General features: G+C 68.8%; 21 protein-coding genes and 1 pseudogene. 18 read left to right on the plus strand and 4 right to left on the minus strand.

All coding sequences use genetic code 11. From position 1 onward, the window contains the following. Positions 1-76 precede the first annotated feature (76 nt). The 11 genes from dop to OCQ_RS11150 all read left to right on the plus strand — a co-directional run bounded on the left by dop (position 77) and on the right by OCQ_RS11150 (position 12,192). Positions 77-1,585 (plus strand): pup deamidase/depupylase, encoded by a 1,509-nt coding sequence (gene dop / locus OCQ_RS11100; RefSeq protein WP_008256308.1) that lies wholly within the window; start codon positions 77-79, stop codon positions 1,583-1,585. A 117-nt stretch (positions 1,586-1,702) separates the two neighbouring features. After that, the gene (locus OCQ_RS11105) at positions 1,703-1,897 is read left to right on the plus strand and encodes a ubiquitin-like protein Pup (protein ID WP_009953377.1); all 195 of its coding nucleotides are present in this window, start codon (positions 1,703-1,705) and stop codon (positions 1,895-1,897) included. Then, positions 1,894-2,769, plus strand: a complete 876-nt coding sequence (gene prcB / locus OCQ_RS11110) for a proteasome subunit beta (RefSeq protein ID WP_014380035.1) — start codon at positions 1,894-1,896, stop codon at positions 2,767-2,769. The genes OCQ_RS11105 and prcB overlap by 4 nt, the downstream gene beginning before the upstream one ends. Then, positions 2,766-3,545 carry a proteasome subunit alpha gene (gene prcA, locus OCQ_RS11115; RefSeq protein ID WP_014382455.1) on the plus strand — a complete coding sequence of 260 codons (780 nt, stop codon included), beginning with the start codon at positions 2,766-2,768 and terminating at the stop codon, positions 3,543-3,545. The genes prcB and prcA overlap by 4 nt, the downstream gene beginning before the upstream one ends. Before the next feature lie 216 nt (positions 3,546-3,761). Next, entirely contained in the window at positions 3,762-5,120 is a 1,359-nt protein-coding gene (gene pafA, locus OCQ_RS11120) for a Pup--protein ligase (protein WP_008256314.1), read from the plus strand. 75 nt (positions 5,121-5,195) lie between these two features. Next, positions 5,196-6,194 (plus strand): helix-turn-helix transcriptional regulator, encoded by a 999-nt coding sequence (locus OCQ_RS11125; protein ID WP_014382456.1) that lies wholly within the window; start codon positions 5,196-5,198, stop codon positions 6,192-6,194. After that, on the plus strand, positions 6,191-7,162 hold the full coding sequence (locus OCQ_RS11130) for a helix-turn-helix transcriptional regulator (protein ID WP_014384602.1): 972 nt from the start codon (positions 6,191-6,193) through the stop codon (positions 7,160-7,162). Before OCQ_RS11125 ends, OCQ_RS11130 begins: the two co-directional genes overlap by 4 nt. Before the next feature lie 94 nt (positions 7,163-7,256). After that, a complete protein-coding gene (gene tatA / locus OCQ_RS11135) occupies positions 7,257-7,535 on the plus strand; it encodes a Sec-independent protein translocase subunit TatA (protein WP_009953370.1) in 279 nt (92 codons plus the stop codon). 55 nt (positions 7,536-7,590) lie between these two features. Further along, on the plus strand, positions 7,591-8,547 hold the full coding sequence (gene tatC, locus OCQ_RS11140) for a twin-arginine translocase subunit TatC (protein ID WP_008256322.1): 957 nt from the start codon (positions 7,591-7,593) through the stop codon (positions 8,545-8,547). 19 nt (positions 8,548-8,566) lie between these two features. Next, positions 8,567-11,347, plus strand: coding sequence for a DEAD/DEAH box helicase (locus OCQ_RS11145; protein WP_014384603.1), 2,781 nt, complete (start codon positions 8,567-8,569; stop codon positions 11,345-11,347). 65 nt (positions 11,348-11,412) lie between these two features. Next, positions 11,413-12,192: a DUF4333 domain-containing protein gene (locus OCQ_RS11150; protein WP_014384604.1), complete on the plus strand. Its 780-nt coding sequence runs from the start codon at positions 11,413-11,415 to the stop codon at positions 12,190-12,192. 7 nt (positions 12,193-12,199) lie between these two features. Here OCQ_RS11150 and OCQ_RS11155 read toward each other — a convergent pair whose 3' ends face one another. Beyond that, positions 12,200-13,156, minus strand: a complete 957-nt coding sequence (locus OCQ_RS11155) for a 5'-3' exonuclease (protein WP_020188912.1) — start codon at positions 13,154-13,156, stop codon at positions 12,200-12,202. 163 nt (positions 13,157-13,319) lie between these two features. Here OCQ_RS11155 and OCQ_RS11160 point away from each other — a divergent pair, with 163 nt between their 5' ends. The 3 genes from OCQ_RS11160 to OCQ_RS26010 all read left to right on the plus strand — a co-directional run bounded on the left by OCQ_RS11160 (position 13,320) and on the right by OCQ_RS26010 (position 18,146). Further along, entirely contained in the window at positions 13,320-14,447 is a 1,128-nt protein-coding gene (locus tag OCQ_RS11160; protein WP_014384605.1) for a M24 family metallopeptidase, read from the plus strand. A 106-nt stretch (positions 14,448-14,553) separates the two neighbouring features. Next, positions 14,554-17,613, plus strand: a complete 3,060-nt coding sequence (locus OCQ_RS26005; protein WP_014384606.1) for a glycohydrolase toxin TNT-related protein — start codon at positions 14,554-14,556, stop codon at positions 17,611-17,613. After that, entirely contained in the window at positions 17,610-18,146 is a 537-nt protein-coding gene (locus tag OCQ_RS26010; protein ID WP_080588013.1) for a TNT antitoxin family protein, read from the plus strand. Before OCQ_RS26005 ends, OCQ_RS26010 begins: the two co-directional genes overlap by 4 nt. Positions 18,147-18,178: 32 nt before the next feature. On the opposite strand, the gene OCQ_RS11180 is transcribed toward OCQ_RS26010, so the two are convergent. Next, complete coding sequence (locus tag OCQ_RS11180; RefSeq protein WP_008256343.1) at positions 18,179-18,589, minus strand: F420-dependent biliverdin reductase; 411 nt, start codon at positions 18,587-18,589, stop codon at positions 18,179-18,181. A 35-nt stretch (positions 18,590-18,624) separates the two neighbouring features. Between OCQ_RS11180 and OCQ_RS11185 the strand changes: the two genes are divergently transcribed. The 4 genes from OCQ_RS11185 to OCQ_RS11200 are packed head-to-tail and all read left to right on the plus strand — an operon-like array spanning position 18,625 to position 22,052. Next, on the plus strand, positions 18,625-19,374 hold the full coding sequence (locus OCQ_RS11185; protein WP_014384608.1) for an SDR family NAD(P)-dependent oxidoreductase: 750 nt from the start codon (positions 18,625-18,627) through the stop codon (positions 19,372-19,374). Between the two features lie 31 nt (positions 19,375-19,405). Further along, complete coding sequence (locus OCQ_RS11190) at positions 19,406-20,572, plus strand: bifunctional cobalt-precorrin-7 (C(5))-methyltransferase/cobalt-precorrin-6B (C(15))-methyltransferase (RefSeq protein ID WP_014384609.1); 1,167 nt, start codon at positions 19,406-19,408, stop codon at positions 20,570-20,572. Continuing rightward, positions 20,569-21,324 (plus strand): precorrin-4 C(11)-methyltransferase, encoded by a 756-nt coding sequence (cobM, locus tag OCQ_RS11195; protein WP_014384610.1) that lies wholly within the window; start codon positions 20,569-20,571, stop codon positions 21,322-21,324. Before OCQ_RS11190 ends, cobM begins: the two co-directional genes overlap by 4 nt. Beyond that, entirely contained in the window at positions 21,324-22,052 is a 729-nt protein-coding gene (locus OCQ_RS11200) for a cobalt-precorrin-6A reductase (protein WP_014384611.1), read from the plus strand. Before cobM ends, OCQ_RS11200 begins: the two co-directional genes overlap by 1 nt. Here OCQ_RS11200 and sigC read toward each other — a convergent pair. Both sigC and OCQ_RS27050 read right to left on the minus strand, forming a co-directional pair. Continuing rightward, entirely contained in the window at positions 22,041-22,595 is a 555-nt protein-coding gene (sigC, locus tag OCQ_RS27045) for an RNA polymerase sigma factor SigC (protein WP_225324108.1), read from the minus strand. The genes OCQ_RS11200 and sigC overlap by 12 nt on opposite strands. Before the next feature lie 162 nt (positions 22,596-22,757). After that, positions 22,758-23,402: pseudogene (locus OCQ_RS27050) on the minus strand (DUF2275 domain-containing protein); the annotation flags it as partial. Positions 23,403-23,425 lie beyond the last annotated feature (23 nt).

Genomic DNA, 23,425 nt, shown 5'->3' on the forward strand with positions numbered 1-23,425 from the left:
TCACCGATGACCGGCGGCGCCAGGGCGCCGACGCCCGGGAGAAGGTCAATTCCGCACCTCGCCTAGTCTTTGAAGCATGCAAAGGATTATCGGGACGGAGGTCGAATACGGCATTTCCTCGCCATCGGACCCGACGGCGAACCCGATCCTCACGTCGACGCAGGCGGTCTTGGCTTATGCGGCCGCGGCGGGCATTCAGCGCGCCAAGCGGACCCGGTGGGACTACGAGGTGGAATCGCCGCTGCGCGACGCGCGCGGGTTCGACCTGAGCCGCTCGGCCGGCCCGCCGCCGGTGGTCGACGCCGACGAGGTCGGCGCGGCCAACATGATCCTGACCAACGGGGCACGGCTCTACGTCGACCACGCGCACCCCGAATACTCCGCGCCCGAATGCACCGACCCGCTCGACGCCGTGATCTGGGACAAGGCCGGCGAGCGGGTGATGGAGGCCGCCGCCCGACACGTCGCCAGCGTGCCCGGGGCCGCGAAGTTGCAGCTCTACAAGAACAACGTCGACGGCAAGGGCGCCTCCTACGGGTCGCACGAAAACTATCTGATGTCGCGGCAGACGCCGTTCTCGGCGATCATCGCCGGGCTGACCCCCTTCCTGGTCTCGCGGCAGGTGGTCACCGGGTCGGGACGCGTGGGCATCGGACCCTCCGGCGACGAGCCCGGCTTTCAGCTGTCGCAGCGCTCGGACTACATCGAGGTCGAGGTCGGCCTGGAGACCACCCTCAAGCGCGGCATCATCAACACCCGCGACGAGCCGCACGCCGACGCCGACCGGTACCGGCGCCTGCACGTCATCATCGGCGACGCCAACCTCGCGGAGACGTCGACCTATCTGAAGCTGGGCACCACGTCGCTGGTGCTGGACTTGATCGAAGAGGGCCCGGCGCACGGAATCGACCTGAGCGATCTGGCCCTGGCGCGGCCGGTGCACGCGGTCCACGCGATCAGCCGCGACCCGTCGCTGCGCGCCGCGGTGGCCCTGGCCGACGGTCGAGAGCTGACCGGGCTTGCGCTGCAACGGGTTTACCTCGATCGGGTGGCGAAGCTCGTCGACAGCCGCGACCCCGATCCGCGGGCGGCCGACATCGTCGAAACCTGGGCGCACGTGCTCGACCAACTCGAGCGCGATCCGATGGAGTGCGCCGAGCTGCTGGACTGGCCCGCCAAGTTGCGCCTGCTCGAAGGGTTCCGGCAGCGGGAGAACCTGAGCTGGTCGGCGCCGCGGTTGCACCTGGTCGACCTGCAATACTCCGACGTCCGGCTGGACAAGGGCCTGTACAACCGGCTGGTCGCGCGGGGCTCGATGAAGCGCCTGGTGTCCGAGCACCAGGTGCTCGAAGCGGTGGACAGCCCGCCGACGGACACCCGCGCGTACTTCCGCGGCGAATGCCTGCGCCGGTTCGGCGCCGACATCGCCGCGGCCAGTTGGGACTCGGTGATCTTCGACCTGGGGGGCGATTCCCTGGTCCGCATTCCCACGCTGGAGCCGCTGCGGGGCAGCAAAGCGCACGTGGGAGCGCTGCTGGACTCGGTGCACAGCGCGGCGGAACTGGTCGAACAACTCACCAGCTAGCCGCCGGTTCGGCCGGGGAACGTCGGGGTTGACCGGTAGGGTAGGAAAGACCAACGGGCGGCGTGGCTGGACAATTGAAAGGCCATTCAACAAGCCCAGACAACGCAGGAGGCGGCGATGGCTCAGGAGCAGACCAAGCGTGGCGGCGGCGGCGGTGACGAGGACGACTTCGCCGGCAGCACGGCCGCGGGCCAAGAGCGCCGGGAGAAGCTGGCCGAGGAGACTGACGATTTGCTCGACGAGATTGATGACGTTCTCGAGGAGAACGCCGAGGACTTCGTGCGGGCATACGTCCAAAAGGGCGGCCAGTGACCTGGCAGTTCTCTGATCGCCTACCCATCAACTCCGCACTTCCGGGAAACCCCGCCGTAGACCTTTCGTCGTTCGCCGACTTCCTGCGCCGTCAGGCGCCGGAGTTGCTGCCGGCCTCCTTCGGGGCCGTCCAGTCGGAAAGCGCCGGGGCGCAGCTGCCCCACGGGACCACCATCGTCGCGCTGAAGTACCCGGGCGGTGTGGTGCTCGCCGGCGACCGGCGCTCGACGCAGGGCAACATGATCGCCGGGCGCGACGTCAAGAAGGTGTACATCACCGACGACTACACCGCGACCGGCATCGCCGGAACCGCCGCCATCGCGGTGGAGTTCGCCCGCCTTTACGCCGTGGAACTCGAGCACTACGAGAAACTCGAAGGCGTGCCGCTGACGTTTGCCGGCAAGGTGAACCGGCTGGCGATCATGGTGCGCGGCAACCTGGCCGCCGCCATGCAGGGGCTGGTGGCATTGCCGCTGCTGGTGGGTTACGACATCGACGCGCCCGATCCGGAAGGCGCCGGCCGCATCGTGTCGTTCGACGCCGCCGGCGGCTGGAACCTGGAGGAGGAGGGCTACCAGTCGGTGGGCTCGGGCTCCATTTTCGCCAAGTCGTCGATGAAGAAGTTGTACTCGCAGGTCACCGACGCCGACTCCGCGGTGCGGGTCGCGATCGAGGCGCTCTACGATGCGGCCGACGACGACTCCGCGACCGGCGGGCCGGATCTGGTCCGCGGCATCTATCCCACGGCGGTCACCATCGGCCCCGAGGGGGCGCTGGAAGTGCCGGAGGGCCGCATCGCCGAGCTGGCTCGCGAGGTGATCCAAAGCCGTTCGCGCGCTGACACTTTCGGCCCCGATGGTGGTGAGAAGTGAGCTTCCCGTATTTCATCTCGCCCGAACAGGCGATGCGCGAGCGCAGCGAGCTCGCGCGCAAGGGCATCGCGCGGGGCAAGAGCGTGGTCGCCCTGGTCTATGCCGGCGGGGTTCTTTTCGTCGCGGAGAACCCGTCGCGGTCGCTGCAGAAGATCAGCGAGCTCTACGATCGCGTGGGCTTCGCCGCCGCCGGCAAGTTCAACGAATTCGACAATTTGCGCCGGGGCGGAATCCAATTCGCCGACACCCGCGGCTACGCCTACGACCGCCGCGACGTCACCGGCCGCCAGCTGGCCAACGTCTACGCGCAGACGCTGGGCACCATCTTCACCGAACAGGCCAAGCCCTACGAGGTGGAATTGTGCGTCGCCGAGGTGGCGCACTACGGCGAGTCGAAACCGCCTGAGTTGTACCGCATTACCTATGACGGATCGATCGCCGACGAGCCGCATTTCGTGGTGATGGGTGGCACCACCGAACCGATCACCACGGCGCTCAAGGACTCGTACGCCGAAAACGCCAACCTGCGCGAGGCCACCCGCATCGCGGTGAAAGCGTTGCGGGCCGGCAGCGAATCCTCCAACGGCGACCAGTCCACCCTGGACGTGGCCAGCCTGGAGGTCGCCATCTTGGACGTCAACCGCCCGCGGCGGGCGTTCCGGCGGATCAACCGCGCCACCCTGGAGAATTTGCTGCGCGAACTGGATTCGAACGGATCCTCCGACGGCGACGGCGACGGCGACGAGTCGGAGTCGAACGGCGGCTCGCCCGGCTAGACCACCGTCGGGCATGGCGTCTGACGCGGTGGTGCTGGTGTGGCTGCCGGTGCTCAAGGTGCCGATGAGGCTTCGCATCTCCCCGGCGTGCGCGCCGCGGCCGCGTCATCACGAGGGGGCGCGGCGCGGCTCTGGAACCCGCCCGCGCAAAACTTCGTCGATCGATACGCGCGGCTTGCTCACCGTCATGCTCGGACAACCAGTACGCTCGATTACGTGCAGCGACGAATCATGGGCATCGAGACCGAGTTCGGGGTCACCTGCACATTCCACGGCCATCGCCGGCTCAGCCCGGACGAGGTGGCCCGCTACCTGTTCCGGCGGGTCGTGTCGTGGGGGCGCAGCTCCAACGTCTTCCTGCGTAACGGCGCCCGCCTCTACCTCGACGTGGGCAGCCACCCCGAGTACGCCACCGCCGAGTGCGACAGCCTGGTGCAGCTGGTCACCCACGACCGCGCCGGGGAATGGGTGCTCGAAGACCTGCTCGTCGACGCCGAGCAGCGCCTCGCCGACGAGGGCATCGGCGGCGACATCTACCTGTTCAAGAACAACACCGATTCGGCGGGCAACTCCTACGGGTGCCACGAGAACTACCTGATCGTGCGGGCCGGCGAATTCTCCCGGATCTCCGACGTCCTGCTGCCGTTCCTGGTCACGCGCCAGTTGATCTGCGGGGCCGGCAAGGTGCTGCAGACCCCGAAGGCCGCGACGTTCTGCCTTTCCCAACGCGCCGAGCACATTTGGGAGGGCGTCTCGTCGGCCACCACCCGCAGCCGGCCGATCATCAACACCCGCGACGAGCCGCACGCCGACGCCGAGAAGTACCGGCGCCTGCACGTGATCGTCGGCGACTCCAACATGTGCGAAACCACCACCATGCTCAAGGTGGGCACCGCCGCGCTGGTGCTCGAGATGATCGAAGCGGGCGTGCCGTTCCGGGATTTCTCGCTGGACAACCCCATCCGCGCCATCCGCGAGGTCAGCCACGACATCACCGGCCGGCGGCCGGTGCGGCTGGCGGGCGGGCGTCAGGCCAGCGCCCTGGACATCCAGCGCGAGTATTACAGTCGCGCGGTCGAGCACCTGCAGACCCGCGAACCCAACGCCCAGATCGAGCAGATCGTCGACCTGTGGGGTCGCCAGCTCGACGCCGTCGAGAGCCAGGACTTCGCCAAGGTGGACACCGAGATCGACTGGGTGATCAAGCGCAAGCTGTTCCAGCGCTACCAGGACCGCTACAGCATGGAGCTGTCCGACCCGAAGATCGCCCAGCTCGACCTGGCCTACCACGACATCAAGCGCGGGCGCGGCGTCTTTGATCTGCTGCAGCGCAAGGGACTTGCGGCCCGCGTCACCACCGACGAGGACATCGCCGAGGCGGTCGACAATCCGCCGCAGACCACCCGGGCGCGGCTGCGTGGCGAGTTCATCAGCGCCGCCCAGGCCGCCGGCCGTGACTTCACCGTCGACTGGGTGCACCTCAAGCTCAACGACCAGGCGCAGCGGACCGTGCTGTGCAAGGACCCCTTCCGTGCGGTCGACGAGCGGGTCAAGCGGCTGATCGCCAGCATGTAGCCGCTCCGACGCGCGTGCGCGACGCGGTGCGCGGGTGGAAGCGCCGGGCGGCGACCATCGAATAATCTGGTGCCAATGGCGACGTCAAAAGTCGAACGGTTGGTGAACCTGGTCATCGCCCTGCTGTCCACCCGCGGGTACATCACGGCGGAAAAGATCAGGTCGAGTGTGGCGGGTTACTCGGAGAGCGCGAGCGCCGAGGCGTTCTCCCGCATGTTCGAGCGCGACAAGAACGAGCTGCGCGACCTCGGCATCCCGCTCGAGGTCGGCAGGGTGTCGGCGTGGGACCCCACCGAGGGCTACCGGATCAACCGCGACGCCTATTCGCTCGCGCCGGTCGACCTGACCCCGGACGAGGCGGCCGCGGTCGCCGTCGCGACCCAGCTGTGGGAGTCACCCGAGCTCATCACCGCCACCCAGGGGGCGCTGCTCAAACTGCGCGCCGCCGGCGTCGACGTCGATCCCGACGCGCCGGTCGCCATCGCGTCGCCGGTCGGAGTGCCGGGCCTGCGTGGCTCGGAGGATGTTCTCGGAATCCTGTTGTCGGCCATCGATTCCCGACGGGCGGTCCAGTTTCCGCACCGGCCGTCGCGGGCCGAGCCCTACGCCACCCGCACCGTCGAGCCCTGGGGCGTCGTCACCGAGAAGGGCCGCTGGTATCTGGTGGGCCACGACCGCGACCGCGACGCCACCCGGACTTTCCGGCTCTCCCGGATCGGTCCCGACGTCACGCCGATCGGCCCGGCAGGCGCGGTCACCGTGCCGGAAGGCATTGACCTGCGCCGGATCGTGGCCCAGACGGTCACCGACGTTGCAGCGACACCGGCCGGCGGGGTGGCCCAGGTATGGGTGGCCGCCGGGCGGGCCACCGCGCTGCGCCGGGCCGGCAGGCACGTCGGCGAACGGCGGCTGGGTGAGCGCGACGGCGAGGTGATCGAGCTCGACATCCGATCCACCGACCAGCTCGCCCGTGACGTCGCCGGCTACGGCGCCGACGCCCTGGTGCTCGAGCCGCAATCGCTGCGCGACGACGTGCTGGCCCGGTTGCGGGCGCATGCGGGCGTGTCCGCATGACCGCCATCTCCACCCGCCTGGTCCGGCTGCTGAACATGGTCCCGTACTTCCAGGCCAACCCGCGGGTCACCCGGGCCAAGGCCGCCGCCGACCTCGGGGTCTCGGCCAAGCAACTCGAAGAGGACCTCAACCAGCTCTGGATGTGCGGCCTTCCCGGCTACTTCCCGGGCGACCTCATCGATTTCCAGTTCTCCGGGGACACCATCGAGGTGACGTTCTCCGCCGGCATCGACCGACCGCTCAAGCTCACCTCGCCGGAGGCCACGGGCCTGCTGGTGGCGCTGCGGGCGCTGGCCGACATCCCCGGCGTCGTCGACCCGGAAGCCGCGCGCAGTGCGATCGCCAAGATCGAGGACGCCGCGGGAGCCCTCGGCCACGACACCACACCCGCCGCGACGGCCGTCGACGAGCCCGCGCCGGCGGAAAGCCGGGCCGCCGCCGCGGTGCGCGCCGCCGTGCAGTCGCGACACGCGCTGGCCATCGACTACTACTCCGCCTCGCACGACACCCTCACCAGCCGGGTCGTCGATCCCATCCGGGTGCTGCTGATCGGCGGCCACAGCTACCTGGAGGCCTGGTCGCGGGAGGCCGAAGGGGTCCGGCTGTTCCGCTTCGACCGGATCGTGGAGGCCAGCGAACTCGACGAGCCCGCCGCGCCGCCCGAGCCGGCGCTGCATGCGCCCCCCGACACCTCGCTGTTCGACGGTGATCCCTCGCTGCCGTTCGCCAAGCTACGGGTCGCGCCCACGGCGTCCTGGATGTTCGAGTACTACCCGATGCGCGACGTGCGCGAGTTGCCCGACGGATCCTGCGAGGCGGTGATGACCTACGCCTCCGAGGACTGGATGACGCGGCTGGTGCTGGGCCTGGGGCCGGCCGTGCGGGTGCTGGCACCGGAGTCGCTGGCGCAGCGGGTGCGAGACGCCGCGGCCGCCGCGGTGGCGTCGTATGACGCCCTGAGCTCATAAAAGTCCAGGCAACGCGGCCCCTCGGCGCGGCGCGGGCCCACCGCCACGCGGCGCTGCTGCGGTAGCATCGGGTCAACGTCTGGAGGTAATCAAAGTGGGCAGTCTGAGTCCGTGGCACTGGGCGATCCTCGCGGTCGTGGTGATCTTGCTGTTTGGTGCCAAGAAGCTCCCCGACGCGGCGCGTTCGTTGGGCAAGTCGATGCGGATCTTCAAGTCCGAGATCCGGGAAATGCAGAGCGAGAACAAGCCGGAGAACTCGGCTTTGGGGACCCAAAGCGACGCCCCCGCGGCGAACCCCACGCCCGTGCAGTCGCAGCGGGTCGACCCTCCGGCGCCCAGCGAGCAGGGGCACAGCGAAGCACGCCCGGCGTAGCCGCCGTCATCGTCGCGGTGCCCGAGCGCCCCTGACCGAGCCCTAGACGAGCATCGTGAAATCACTCAAGGTTTCAGCGCGCACTTCTGGCCTGCTGAAGCGCCTCAACCCACGCAACAGACGCAGTCGCACCAACCCGGACGCGACCATGTCGCTGGTCGACCACCTCACCGAACTGCGCAGGCGGCTGCTGATTTCCCTGGCGGCCATCGTGCTGACCACGATTTTCGGGTTCGTCTGGTACTCGCATCCGATCTTCGGGCTGGAAAGCCTCGGCGAGTGGCTGCGTCATCCCTACTGCTCGCTGCCGCAGTCGGCGCGCGCGGACATCAGCGCCAACGGGCAATGCCGGCTGCTGGCCACCGCGCCGTTCGACCAGTTCATGCTGCGGCTCAAGGTGGGACTGACCGCCGGGGTGGTGCTGGCCTGCCCGGTCTGGTTCTACCAGCTGTGGGCGTTCATCACCCCCGGGCTCTACCAGAAGGAGCGCCGCTTCGCGATCGCGTTCGTGGTCCCGGCCGTGGTGCTGTTCGGTGCGGGCGCGGCGCTGGCCTACTTCGTGCTGTCCAAGGCCCTGGGCTTTTTGCTGACGGTCGGCAGCGACGTCCAGGTGACCGCCCTGTCCGGTGACCGCTATTTCGGGTTCCTGATCAATCTGCTGGTGGTGTTCGGCGTCAGCTTCGAATTCCCGCTGCTGATCGTCATGCTCAACACCGTCGGCCTGCTGACCTACCAGCGGCTCAAGTCGTGGCGGCGCGGATTGATCTTCGCGATGTTCGTGTTCGCGGCGGTATTCACACCAGGCTCCGATCCGTTTTCGATGACCGCACTCGGCTTGGCGCTGTCCGTCCTCCTCGAGTTCGCCATCCAGATCGCCCGCCTCCACGACAAGCGCAAGGCCAAACGCGAAGCCCAGACGGAGATCCCCGACGACGAAGCATCGGTCATCGATCGGCCCACCGCGATACCGGAGCCGTCGGTCACCGCCGGGCAACACGACGATGTCACCTGAACCGTCGGCGCCCCATGAGGTGGCGGAGCTGGTCGAACTCACCCGATTCGCCATGGATCTGCCCTTTTCGCTCGACGGCTTTCAGCATCGGGCGTGTGTGGCGCTCGAACGCGGCCACGGCGTGCTGGTCTGCGCGCCGACCGGCGCCGGCAAGACCGTCGTCGGGGAATTCGCGGTACACCTGGCGCTGGCGGCCGGCGGCAAGTGCTTCTACACCACGCCGCTCAAAGCGCTGAGCAACCAGAAGCACACCGACCTGACGGCGCGCTACGGCCGCGACCGCATCGGCCTGCTCACCGGGGACATGTCGGTAAACGCCGATGCGCCCGTCGTGGTCATGACGACCGAGGTGCTGCGCAACATGCTCTACGCGGATTCGCCTGCGCTGCGGGGCCTTTCCTACGTGGTAATGGACGAAGTGCACTTCCTGGCCGACCGGATGCGGGGCCCGGTGTGGGAAGAGGTGATCCTGCACCTTCCGGACGAGGTCCGCGTGGTCAGCCTGTCGGCGACGGTGAGCAACGCCGAGGAGTTCGGCGGCTGGATCCAGACCGTGCGCGGCGATACGACGGTCGTCGTCGACGAACACCGGCCGGTGCCGCTCTGGCAACACGTGTTGGTGGGCAAGCGACTTTTCGACCTCTTCGATTACCGGCATTCGGACGCCCCCGAGCAGCCGGGCGCCCCGCGCGAGCCCCGCGTCAACCCGGATCTGTTGCGGCACATCACCCATCGCCGTGAGGCGGATCGGATGTCGGATTGGCAGCCGCGGCGAAGTGCCGGACGCGGGCGTCCGCCGGCGCGGTCGGGCCGGCCCCGGCTCTACCGCACGCCGGCGCGTCCGGACGTGATCGCGAGCCTGGATGCCGAAGGGCTGCTGCCGGCGATCACGTTCGTGTTCTCGCGGGCCGGCTGTGACGCCGCCGTCCAGCAATGCCTGCGTTCCCCCCTGCAGCTGACCACCCAGGAAGAGCGGGCGCAGATCGCGGAGGTGATCGAGCATCGCTGCGGCGATCTCGCCGACGCCGACCTCGCCGTGCTCGGCTACTACGAGTGGCGCGAGGGGCTGCTGCGCGGTCTGGCCGCCCACCACGCCGGCATGTTGCCCGCCTTCCGGCACACGGTCGAAGAGCTGTTCACCGCCGGGCTGGTGCGGGCCGTGTTCGCCACCGAGACGTTGGCGCTGGGGATCAACATGCCCGCCCGCACCGTGGTGCTCGAGCGGCTGGTCAAGTTCAACGGCGAGCAGCACGTGGCGCTGACGCCGGGGGAGTACACGCAGTTGACCGGGCGCGCCGGCCGGCGCGGCATCGATGTCGAGGGCCACGCGGTGGTGCTCTGGAATCCCACCGAAGAAACCACCGAACCCTCCGCGGTGGCCGGGCTGGCCTCCACCCGCACCTTCCCGCTGCGCAGTTCGTTCGCCCCGTCGTACAACATGACGATCAACCTCGTGCAGCAGATGGGCCCCGAGCAAGCACATCGGTTGCTGGAGCAGTCATTTGCGCAGTATCAGGCCGACCGTTCCGTCGTCGGGCTGGTGCGCGGCATCGAGCGGGGCGACGCGATGCTGGGCGAGATCGCCGGCGAGCTGGGCGGCCCCAAGGCGCCGATCCTCGAATACGCCCGGATGCGCGCGCGCATCTCCGAGATGGAGCGCGCCCAGTCGCGTGCCTCGCGTCTACAACGCCGGCAGGCGGCCAGCGACGCGCTGGCCGCGCTGCGCCGGGGCGACATCATCAACATCACCCACGGCCGGCGCGGTGGGCTGGCCGTGGTGCTGGAATCCGCCCGCGACAGCTCCGACCCGCGGCCGCTGGTGCTCACCGAAAACCGTTGGGCGGGAAGGATTTCCTCGGCCGACTATTCGGGCATGTCGGCGCCGGTCGGGTCGATGCCCCTGCCGAAGCGGGTCGAGCACCGGCAGCCGCGCGTCCGCCGCGATCTGGCGTCGGCGCTGCGGTCGGCCGCCGCCGGGCTGGCCATTCCGGCGAAGCGCCGCGGCCGCGGGGACGCCGACGGCGAATTTCATGACCCCGAGCTGGCGAAGCTGCGCGAACAGCTGCGCCGGCACCCGTCGCACAACACGCCCGGCCGGGAAGAACAGGTCCGGCAGGCCGAGCGCTATCTGCGGATCGAACGCGACAACGCGCAATTGGAGAAAAAGGTTGCGGCAGCGACCAATTCGCTGGCCCGGACCTTCGATCGGATCGTCGGGCTGCTCACCGAGCGTGGCTTCATCGAAGGCCGCGACGGCGATCCTCGCGTCACCGACGACGGGCGGCTGCTGGCGCGCATCTATAGCGAAAGCGATCTGCTGGTCGCCGAATGCCTGCGCACCGGCGCGTGGTCCGGTTTGAAGCCCGCCGAGCTGGCGGCGGTGGTCTCGTCGGTGCTGTACGAGAGCCGGGGCGGGGACGGGCCGGGCGCGGCGTTTGCCGCCGACGCCCCCACACAGCCGCTACGCCAGGCGTTGCAGCAGACATCGCGGCTGTCGATGGCGTTGCGCGCCGACGAGCAGACGCACCGGATCGCCCCGAGCCGCGAACCCGACGACGGCTTCGTCAACGTCATCTACCGTTGGGCCCGGACGGGCGATCTGGCGGCGGCGCTGGCGGCGGCCGACCCGGCGGGCAGCGGCTCGCCCCTGCTGGCGGGCGATTTCGTGCGCTGGTGCCGGCAGGCGCTTGACCTGCTGGATCAGGTGCGCAACGCCGCCCCGGACGCCGAGGTTCGGGCCACCGCGAAGCGGGCCATCAACGACATTCGGCGCGGCGTCGTTGCAGTTGACGCCGGGTAGGCTAGGCCGGAGCTACCGTTAAACGCCGATAGTTCATGCCGAGACACAAGGGGCTGAGGAGAAAGATGAGCGGACCGCAGGGATCGGACCAGCAGTGGCAACCGCCCGGCCAAGGTCAAGGCAGCGACCACTCGTCGGACCCGACCCAGGTGGCGCCGTCCTGGCACGACCAGCAGACCCAGGAGGCCTCGTGGCAGGCGCCCGCCTACACGCCGCCGGCCGAATACCCGCAGTACCAGCAGCCGGCTGAACAGGCCTATCCGCAGCAGTACCTCCAGCAGCCGGGCTATGCCCAGCCCGGGCAGTACGGGCAGCCGGGTCAATACGCCCAGCCGGGTCAATACGCCCAGCCGGGTCAGTACGGGCAGCCGGGCCAGTACCCGCAGCCCGGCCAGTACGGGCAGCCGGGCCAATACCCACCGCCGGGTCAATACGGGCAGTACGGTCAATACGGCCAGCCGGGCCAGTACCCGCAGCAGTACCCGCCCTATGAGCAGCCCGGCAAGAAGCGACCGGTTGGGCTGATCGCCGGCGTGGGCGGCGGCATCGCGTTGCTGCTCGTCGTCGTCGTGCTGGTGCTGGGATTCTGGCAGCCGGGCTTCTTCGTCACCACCAAGCTCGACGTCAGCAAGGCGCAGGCCGGGGTTCAGCAGGTCCTCAGCGACGAAACGAACGGCTACGGCGCCAAGAACGTCAAGGACGTCAAGTGCAACCACGGGCAAAACCCGACCGTCAAGAAGGGCGCCACGTTCGACTGCGACGTCAGCATCGACGGCGCGCCGAAGCACGTGACGGTGACGTTCCAGGACAACAAGGGCACCTACGAGGTCGGCCGCCCGCAGTAGCGGACCCTCAGGTCGGCAGCGCGTCGAGCGCTTTCTGCAGGCGCGCGATCGACGATCCGACGCCCAGTTCGGTCGCCAGCTTGGCGGTTCGTTGCGGATCGGCCGCGACCAGCGGTAGTTCGTCGCTGGCCGTCGAAAACGTGACGTGCGCGTCGGTGGCCACCCGCACCACGTCGCCGGCCGCCTCGATGTAGTCCAGCGCGCCCAGCAGTTTCGCCCGCAGGCCCTTGGGCATCTTCGACTTCGGATCGTGGGCGGCGGCCAGGATCTGTTCCAGCGAGCCGTGCTGGGCCAGCAACGAGGCCGCGGTCTTCTCGCCGACGCCCGGAACGCCCGGTAGGCCGTCGGACGGGTCGCCGCGCAGCAACGCGAGTTCGGCGTAGGCGGGCCCGGCCCGCTCGACCGGCACGCCGTAGTGCTCGGCCACCTCGGCCGGCCCGAACAACGTGGCTTTGCTCAGCCCGCGGCCGAGGTAGAGCACCCGCACCGGGACCGGATCGTCCGACACCACCTGCATCAGGTCGCGGTCACCGCTGACCACCACGACCGGGTCGTCGCGTTCCCGCGCCGCCAACGTGCCCAGCACGTCGTCGGCCTCGAAACCCTCCGCGCCCGCCGTCGGAATCCCGAAGGCGTCAAGCAATTCGGCGATCATGTCTATCTGGGGCGTCAGGTCGTCGGGGACCTCCTCGATGTCCGGTTCGCCCGGCGGCTCGGGCTCGGCCACGCGGTGGGCCTTGTAGGACGGCACGAGGTCGACCCTGAACTGCGGCCGCCAATCCAGGTCCAGGCAGACCACCAGCCGGCTTGGTCGCTGTTGGGTGATCACGAAGGCGACGGAATCGATGAATCCGCGAACGGCGTTGACGGGCCGGCCGTCTGGCGCGGTGATCGAGGACGGGACCCCGAAATACGAACGGAACCACATGCTGGCGCCATCGAGCAGCACTAGTGGTCCTGGCATGCCGAATATGGTCTCACGCCGCCGCGGCCAACCCCCACCCCGTCGAACGTCGACTTGTTGTCGGCCGGCCAACCCCACCCCGTCGAACGTCGAGTTGTTGTCGGCCGGCGGGCGAAATCGGCGCAACGAGTCGACGTTCGGCGGGCGGGTTAGCCTGACTGCCATGGAGTCACACCGCTTCGACGCAGCCGTGTATGCCCGTCGATTGGCCGCGGCCGCCGCCGCGGCCGCCGATGCCGGTCTGGCCGGGCTGGTGATCACGCCGGGGTATGACCTGCGCTACCTGGTCGGGTCGCGCGCCCAGACCTTGGAGCGGCTCACCGCGCTGGTGTTGCCCGCGTCCGGTGATCCGACGGTGGTGGTGCCGCGACTGGAGCTGGCCTCGCTGAAGGGGTCGGCCATCGCCGAACTCGGCCTGGCGGTGCGCGATTGGGTCGACGGTGACAATCCCTACGATCTGGTGGGCGCCGCGCTGGGCGGTGCCCCCGCGGCGACCGCCGTGACCGATGCGATGCCGGCGCTACATCTGCTCCCGCTGGCCGGTGTGCTCGGCGCCCTGCCGGTGCTGGCCACCGAGGTGTTGCGCACGCTGCGAATGGTCAAGGAGGAGTGCGAAGTCGACGCGTTGCGCAAAGCCGGTGCCGCCATCGATCGGGTGCACGCCCGGGTGCCGGAGTTTTTGGTGCCCGGCCGCACCGAGGCCGACGTCGCCGCCGACATCGCGGACGCCATTGTGGCCGAAGGGCATTCGGAGGTGGCGTTCATCATCGTCGGATCCGGGCCGCACGGCGCCGACCCGCACCACGAATATTCGGATCGCGAACTGCAGGCCGGTGACATCGTCGTCGTCGACATCGGCGGCGCCTATGAACCCGGGTACAACTCCGACTCGACGCGCACCTACAGCATCGGTGAGCCGAATCCAGAAGTGGCTGAACAGTATTCGGTGCTGCAGCGCGCCCAGCGCGCCGCTTATGAGGCGGTGCGCCCGGGCGTGACGGCCGAGCAGGTCGACGCGGCCGCCCGCGATGTGCTGGCCGCCGAAGGACTCGCCGACTATTTCGTGCACCGTACCGGGCACGGCATCGGCTTGTCGGTGCACGAAGAGCCCTACATCGTCGCCGGAAACGACCTGCCGTTGACCGCGGGCATGGCGTTTTCCATCGAGCCGGGCATCTATTTCCCGGGCCGCTGGGGCGCGCGCATCGAGGACATCGTCGTCGTGACCGAGGACGGCGCCCTGGCCGTCAACAACCGGCCGCACGAACTGATCGTGGTTCCGGTCGGCTGACGCTGGGGATGAGTGAGTTGTGGCGGCTCGGGGGCGCGGCTAGCTTGGCGGCAGCGATCATTGGGTGAGTAGCGGCGACGAACCGGCCTGAGCGAAAATTTCCCGCGTGGCTCCCTTGGCGGTTGATCCGGAGGCGATGTACGCCGCGGGCAGCGCGGTCGTTGCCGCCGGTGATGGCCTTGCCGCAAGTCTGACCATCCTGACCGCTGGTTTCTCGGCCCACACCGGGGTGGACCGCGCCGGCGAGGTGTTCGGCTTGGGGTATCAAGACACGGCGGAATCGCTGCTGAAGGCGGCGGCGGCGGCCGTCAACGCGTGCCGGAAATGCGGGGCCATCATCCAGCAGGGCGCGGCGAACTATTCGAACGTCGACGCGGCTTCGACGCTGGGCGGCGGTGGCGGCGTATTGCAGTCGCCGTCCCCGCCGGCCGAGCTCGCCGCGCCCAAAGCCCCGGGAACGATGGGGCCCGGCGAGCCGCCACCGCTGCTGTGGGCGGTCGTGCAGTCGTTTGTTCTCGAGTTGTGGCCCGATGGCGATGTAGCGGGTTTGCGTGCGGCCGCATCTCGTTGGCGTGGCTTCGCCGCGGCGGCCAAAGGGGTTCAGGGAACTCTCAACGGGGCGAAGGCGCTGTTCGATAGCCAACACATTCCTGAAGGCGAGAAGCTCGATCATGCGCTAAGCGAAATAGGTTCTGCCGCAGCGGCTATCGGAGAGCAGTGCGGCAAATTGGCGACCACGATCGACAAGTTTGCCGACCAGGTCGACCATGCCCAGCACGCGATCCGGGACCTGCTCCACCGGATCGGGTCTTTGGGCGACCTGGGTCACGACATCATGCTGATAATCGACGGCGACGCATGGGACGAGATCAAAAAGATCGCCAAGGACATCAACGACGTACTGCATCATCTGGGACAGGAAGCGCGGGCCTGCGAACAGGGGAGCAGGTTGCTCATGCAAGCGGCCGATCGCCAGATCGTCACCTGCGAGAAGTACGCGCGGCGCGGTCTCGTCCAGTTCTTGGGTGAGGACGTCGGTAACCCGGTGGCGACTGTATTCGATACCTATATCAATGCCCATGAGGGTGTTCTGAAGGCTGCGGTCGGCATGGGGTTAGGCCTCGTGGACCTGAGCCCGCATTGGCTCGCCGTCGACCCTCAGGGTGTGGGCGCCACCTGGACCGGGCTGGCGAAGACCGCGTGGAAAGGGAGTTTGTTCAACGCTGCCATCAATCCCGAGGAATTCGCGGACACACAGCTTGCGGAGCTGAAAGGCATTGTGCATGCCGAGGATTGGACCGGCGACCGGCCGGGATTGGGTGCCGGGGAAAACGTGTTCGACATCGCCACGTTGATCGCGCCCGGTCTTGGTGAGGCGGGCGCCGCGACGGACGGTGCGGGTGCGGCCGCACGCGGCGCCGAAGCGGAGGCCGAGGCCGTCGGCGCCGCTGGACGTGTCACTGGGAAAGGCGCCGAAGGGCTTGGTGGGATCACCGGCGCCCGGGGAGCCCTGACCGACATCACCAAGGCGAGCGCCGATCTGCCCACAAAGCTCGAAGGCGTCTCCGGGAATCTGCCCGAGATCAAGCCTCCTGCGAGCGGCAGCCCGGTGGCAGTGCCACCCGGCAAGCCGCTTGAGTCGCCGGTCGAATCGGCGCCGCGGCCCGCCGATGGCGCCCCGCCTGCTCCTCAAGGGTCAACGCCCGCGACAACCTCCCCGGGATCGGCCGGCGGTTCGCCTACTCCTTCGGGTGGCCCCAGCGGCGGTCCCCATGGGCCGGATTCGTCGCCCACCCCCGCGACGTCGCCGGGTGGTTCTGGTGGTTTGCACGACCCAGCGCCTCCGCCCGCGCCCGCAGCGGGCGCTCCGCCAGGTGGTTCTGGTCTGCACGAACCAGCGGCTGAGCCCGCGCCTCCAGCTGCGCCCGTCGCCCCGGGCGGTCCGCACGATCCGCTGTCAACGCCATCTGGCGGCCCGCACGATCCGGTGTCAACGCCATCTGGCGGTCCGCGCGAACCGGTGTCGGTGCCGGCGGAGGAGCCGCGTGAGCCGGTATCCGTGCCCGCCGGCGGCGCCCATGATCCAGTCGCGGAACCCGCGGGTAGCTCGCATGGACTGGCCTCGGTGTCAGCGGCCGGTTCACGCCTTACGCCCATGCAGGCTGCTGGCGACGGGCTGCCGTCTGCGACTCCGCAACTGCTCGAGCATTCGTCAGCACAGGTGCCGGTGTCGCCGAGCGGATCTTCCGGGGAGGCCGCAGCTGTCTCCGCCCACTCGCCGGCGCCGCATGTAGAGGCTCCAGGCGGCCGCCCGGCAGAACTACCAACGCCGAGCGGCGGTGGCGCGCATGGGCCTGGCGACGGCGGCCCTCCGGGTGGACACACGCCGGGAGAGCCGCGCGGCGGCGATGGAACCGGACGTGGCGATGACAATGGGGGCCCGCCGGGCGATCGGCCGGAAGGCAAGGCCCCGGACGGTGACGACCCGTCGGGGCACGGTCATGGTGCCTTCTCGGGCGGCGAACGCCAGGATCCCGTCCATTCGCACGAGTCGTCTGGAGACGGTTGGCATCGGTTGCCGGACGAGGAAATTGATCCCCACTATGGTGAGCCGCTGGACGATCATTGGGATTTCACCGACGATCCAGTCGACCCTTCTAAGATCGACGGCGCTGTTGCCAAGCTGATTCGTGATCCCGAAGCGCCATTCGGTCGCGACCCCAATGGGCACGCTTACACCGCGGACCAATACGCAGAACGCTTTAATAAGGTTGGGGATCAAGGTCAACCTTGGATGAACTTTCCTGGCAACCATGGCGCCGTCCCCCACACGCGAGTCGCCTACACCGATGCCGCAACCTACTTGCGAGATTATGGTTCTTTGCTGGATCGTATCGGCAAGGCGGATGGAAAATACTTGGCCGTTATAGAGGACGGACAACCGGCATCATGGGAGCAGCGCGCCCTCCATGTAAACTCACTTCACGATCCCTACCACGCTTATACCTTTGACCACCTGCCGGATAATTGGACGATTGAAGTGTCGGAGGTCGCGCCCGGAGCAGGTCAACCGGGTGGCTCGCTACAGGTACGGGTATTCAACTCCGAAGGCAGGCCAATGACGGTCGAAGAGCTCACTGATCCTGACATTGGAGTGCTGAAATGACAAGCGGCGTAGACGTCTCCCAGCGCCTTGAGCAATGGGCTAAATTGGCTGATTACGCACTCACATCTGGTCCGAGTACACCTGACGGGCGACCCGTATTTTGGTCGGCTCTAGGCGAGACTCGGCTCTTCATTGGCAGAAAGCAAGACGGTTGGTTAGTCATTACTGATTCCGACCGAATGGGATCCGAAACCTTCGTTTTAGCAGCTCCATCGATCGATACGATCGAGAAGTACCTGTTCGGAAGGTTCGGGATGTACATCCGTAGCGCAAGGGGTCTGCCTCGGGTGGGCGTGCCAATGCCAGCCAACACAGTATGCTCGAATTTCAGTATCGAAACTCGCGAATACGAAGGCGTCGAGCGCTTTGCGCTAATCGGTGCTGACGGCTCGACGGTAGCAATCGGTAGCGCCGACAAAATAACTGCAACAGCGGAACTAAAGAAACTCGCGGTGTATCTGTCGGCGACAATCGACCAAATTGAATCGTCATCGATCGATCCGGACGGAAAGCCGCTTTTCGAGCGTCGATAACTTAATTGATGCTCTGTAGTTCCGATCCCGCGCTACGCGCCTCGGTCCAACAGATCCGACGACCCGAGCACCCGCTCCACCTGAACCTCGATGACCACGCGCCGCGGGTTGGGGCGCGGCGTGCGGTACCGCTGGGCGTAGCGCAACTCGGCGTCGCGCACCGCGTCGGCGTCGCTGTTCACCTTGGACCGCCCCTCCAGCGACAGCCAGCGCGCGCCGTCGACCTGGCTCAGCACGGCCAGCCCGCCGCGATCGGCGTTGACCGCCTTCTGGGACCCGCCGGTGGTGATCACCCGCGCGATGTGCGTCCTGGGGTCGAAGGTGAACCCGACCGCCACCACGTGCGGCGAATTGTCGGCTCGCAACGTGGTGAGCATGGCCAGATGGCGTTCCGACAGAAACGCGAGGGCCTCGTCGGTGAGCCGGGTCGTGGTATTCGCCATCACCGCTCACGCTAGCGCAGGTAATAATCGCAGCCGTGGACGACACGGGCGCGGGTCCGGTACTAATCCTGGGCGGACGCAGCGAAATCGGGGTCGAGTTGGCGCGACGCCTGGCCCCCGGGGCGACGGTGGTGCTGGCCGCGCGCCGCGCCGATCAGCTCGCTGACCAGGTCAGCGCGCTGAAAGCCGCCGGCGCCGCCGCGGTCGACACCAGGGAGTTCGACGCCGACGACCTGGCCTCGCACGCCGCCCTGGTCGCCTCGGTCGTCGCCGACCACGGGCCCATCGGCACCGCGGTGCTGGCCTTCGGAATCCTGGGCGACCAGGCTCGCGCCGAGACCGACGCCGCGCACGCGGTCGCCGTCGTGCACACCGATTACGTCGCCCAGGTCAGCATGCTCACCCACCTGGCCGCCGCCATGCGCAACGCCGGCAAAGGCCGACTGGTGGTGTTCTCCTCGATCGCCGGTGCCCGGGTGCGGCGCGCCAACTACGTCTACGGCTCGGCCAAAGCCGGCCTGGACGGCTTCGCCAACGGTCTGGCCGACGCGCTGCACGGCACCGGGGTGCGGGTGCTGATCGCCCGCCCGGGATTCGTCATCGGGCGTATGACGGAAGGCATGACGCCCGCGCCCCTGCCCAGCACGCCCACGAAGGTGGCCGCCGCGACCGCGCGGGCACTGGCCAAAGGCCGCCGCACCGTGTGGATCCCATGGGCGCTGGGACCCGCGGCCGCCGTGATGCGATTGCTGCCCGCGTTCGTCTGGCGCAGGATGCCGCGATGATGCGCGCCCGCGGCGATGAGGGGCCGCGCTCGTGATCGTCGTCGTCGGTATCGGCGCCGACGGCATGGCCGGTCTCGCCGAAGCATCGCGAGCCGAATTACGAAGGGCCACAGTTATTTACGGCTCCCAGCGCCAACTTGACCTGCTCGACGACACGGTGCCCGCGCGCCGCCGGGAGTGGCCCTCGCCGATGCTGCCGGCCCTGGAAGCGCTGCCGGTGGACGACGACATCCACGTGGTGGCCAGCGGCGACCCGCTGCTGCACGGCATCGGCGGCACACTCATCCGCCTGCACGGCCCCGAGAAGGTACGCGTCCTGCCGCACGTGTCCTCGGTGACACTGGCGTGCGCGCGGATGGGCTGGAACGTCCACGACACCGAGGTGATCAGCCTCGTCACCGCGCAACCGCACACCGCGGTGCGCCGCGGCGGCCAGGCGATCGTGCTGTCGCAAGGCAGATCCACCCCCACCGAGCTGGCCGCCCTGCTCAACGCGCACGGCCGCGGTGATTCGCAGCTCATCGTGCTCGAAAGGCTCGGCAGCCCAGACGAACACCGCCGCGACGGCACCGCCCGCGACTGGGCCGGCGGCGCGCCCGGCCACGTCGACGACCTCAACGTGATCGCCGTGCGCTACCTGCCCGACGAACGCGTCTCCCCAATACCCGACGACGCATTCACCCACGACGGCCAGATCACCAAACAGGGCATCCGCGCGGTGACGCTGGCCGCCCTGGCGCCGCGGCCGGGGGAGCGGTTATGGGACGTCGGCGCGGCCTCGGGCAGCATCGGCGTCGAGTGGTGCCTGAGCGGACCGGGTTGCGGCGCAATAGCCTTCGAACGCGACGAACAACGCCGTCACAACCTCGAGCGCAATGCCGAGGCTTTCGGCGTCGGCATCGAGGTGCGCGGCGACGCCCCCGAGGACTTTGACGGCGCCGCGCCGCCGTCGGCGATGTTCATCGGCGGCGGCCTGACCCAGCCCGGCCTGCTCGACGCCTGCCTCGACCACCTGCCCGCCGGCGGGCGGCTTGTCGCCAACGCGGTCACCACCGAATCGGAAGCCGCTGTCACACAGGCATATACGCGCCTCGGCGGTGAGCTGCGACGCTTCCAGCACTATCACGGCAAGGCCCTGGGCGCCTTCACGGGCTGGCAGCCGCACTACCCGGTCACCCAGTGGGTGATGACCAAATGACGGTATATTTCATCGGCGCCGGGCCGGGCGCCGCCGACCTGATCACCGTCCGCGGTCAACGGCTCCTCCAAACCTGCCCCGTGTGCCTGTACGCCGGGTCGATCATGCCCGACGACCTGCTGGCGCTCTGCCCGCAGGACGCGAAAATCGTTGACACGGGCCCGCTCACGCTGGAACAGATCATCGCCGAACTACGTGACGCGCATGCCGCAGGACACGACGTGGCGCGGCTGCACTCCGGCGACCCGTCGCTGTACAGCGCGCTGGCCGAACAGTGCCGCCGGCTCGACGCGCTGGGCATCGACTACGAAATCGTACCGGGCGTACCGGCTTTCGCCGCCGCTGCGGCCGCCCTGAAGCGCGAGCTCACCGTCCCCGGCGTCGCGCAGACGGTGACGCTGACCCGGGTGGCGACCCTGTCGACGGCGATGCCGCCCGGCGAAGACCTGGCGACGCTCGCCCGATCCGGCGCCACCCTGGTCCTGCATCTGGCGGCCGCCCAGATCGACGCCATCGTTCCGCAACTGCTCGACGGCGGCTACCGCCCCGAAACACCCGTCGCCGCCGTGGCTTTCGCGAGCTGGCCGCAGGAGACGGTGCTGCGCGGCACGCTTGCCGACATCGCCGCCCAGATGCACGAGGCCGACATCACCAAGACCGCGGTCATCCTCGTCGGCGACGCGCTGACCGCGGGGGAATTCACCGACAGCTATCTGTATTCGACCGGGCGGGCCCGGGGGAGCAGGCATTGATGCGCGTCTTGCTGCTCGGCGGCACCGGCGAGGCGCGCGCGCTGGCGAAAACCCTGCACCCCGGCGTCGACGTCATCAGCTCCCTGGCGGGCCGGGTGCCGGACCCGGCGCTGCCCGTCGGCCCCGTGCGCATCGGCGGCTTCGGCGGCGTGGACGGCCTGCGGCGCTGGCTGCGCGACGAGGGCATCGACGCCGTCGTCGACGCCACCCACCCGTTCGCGGCCACCATGACAGCGCACGCCGCCACCGCATGCGGCCAATTGCGGATACCTCATCTGATCCTGGCGCGCCCGGCCTGGGATCCCGGCAAGGCACTTGTCGTCGGGTCGGACACGCATGCGGCGCAAACGGTTGCCCGGCAGGGCTATTCGCGCATCTTCCTCACCACCGGTCGCTCCGGCGTCCACGCCTTCGCCGGCAGCGACGCGTGGTTTTTGATCCGGGCGGTCACCGAACCCGACAGCGCCTCGCTGCCGCGCCATCACCGGCTGGTGCTCTCGCGTGGCCCGTACCGCTACGACGAGGAAGTCGCGCTGTTGCGCGAGCACCGCATCGACGCGCTGGTCACCAAGAACAGCGGCGGGCACATGACGCGGGCCAAACTGGATGCCGCCGCGGCGCTCAAGGTGCCGGTGGTGATGGTGGCGCGCCCGCCGCTACCGGAGGGCGTCACCACCGTCGGCACCGTGGCCGAGGCCGCGGAATGGGTTGGCGCGCTAGCCGGTTAGGTCGCTGCGCTCGCCGTCGGCCAGCAGCGCGTCGCGGGCGCGCGCGACCCGGGAGCGGATGGTGCCCACCGGGCAACCGCACACCGCGGCGGCGTCGGCGTAAGGCAACCCGAGCAACTGGGTGAGCAAAAGCGCTTCCCGCTGTTCGGGATTGAGGCCGGCGATCATCGTCGTAACCTCAACGAGGTCTTCGAACCCGCGGGCGTTGCGGTCGCCGCGCACCACGTGTTCGGGATCGGCGCCCAGCGCGGCACGCGGCCGCGACTGCAGCTGGCGGATGTGATCGGCCACGACCCGGCGCGCGATGGACAGCAGCCACGTCCGGGCGCTCGAGCGTCCGGAGAACCGCTCGATGGCGCCGATGGCGCGCAGGAAAGTCTCTTGGGCCAGATCGTCGGCATTGCCGGCATCGGAGAGGTAGGCGACGAACCGCCACACGTCTTGCTGGGTGGCTTTGATGAACGCCTCGAGCGCTCGCGCGTTCCCGCGCGCGGCGGACAAAGCGAGCTCGGTTACCGCCTCGTCGTCGCTCGGCGCGATCATGCTCAACCACCTTAGTTGCGCGGGTTTTCCGATCCTACGACGGGTCGTCGTAGAGGGCGCGGCGTGGTCGGGGGCGGCGTGGTTGATCGGCCGCAGGTGCCCGCGCCGTCGACCGCTCGACGGGTCGGCCGCCGAGGCGGGGTAGTCGGCGTCGGCCGCGCCGTCGGAGCCGTGCCGCCGGTGCGAGCCCACGCGCTCGCGCGCCACCAACAACGCGAATGCCAGGCCCAACAGCAGCGGCATGTGGCTGGCGATCCGGGTGGCCGTGACCTGTCCGTCGAACGCGTCGACGATCACATAACCAAGCAGCGCAACGGAATACACGCCGGTGATCGCCGCCACCCCCGACGCGGAGGCGGGCCAGACTCCGGCGGCGACCATCGCCAGGCCCAACGCCAACAACCACGCCGTCGACTCGTGCATCAGGTGCTCGCCCGACATCGCGCCGTGCATGTGACCCGACACCATGCCGAAATCGACCCCACTGATCTGGGCCGCGGCGATCGCCACCTGGAACAGGCCCACCGCGATCAAACCCCAGCGCCGGTAGTGCGACCGCAACCAGCGCATCCACCCCGGGTGTCCGGAGGCTTGGTCGCCGATGCTGGCCATGATCTTGTCGACCAGGTCGGGTCCCTCGCCGGGCGCCACCGAGGCAAACCGACGGGTCTGCGCCGCCGCCCCGATAAGCCAGGAACGGCAACTGCGGCACGATTCAAGGTGGGCGTCGACCTGCTGCGCGAGCACCTGGGGTCGCTCGCCATCCAATCGAGCCGACAGCGCTTCACGCGCAACGTCACACCGCATCCCTGCATCGTTGCAGCACGACG

This window comes from Mycobacterium paraintracellulare (assembly GCF_000276825.1).
Classification (GTDB): domain Bacteria; phylum Actinomycetota; class Actinomycetes; order Mycobacteriales; family Mycobacteriaceae; genus Mycobacterium; species Mycobacterium intracellulare.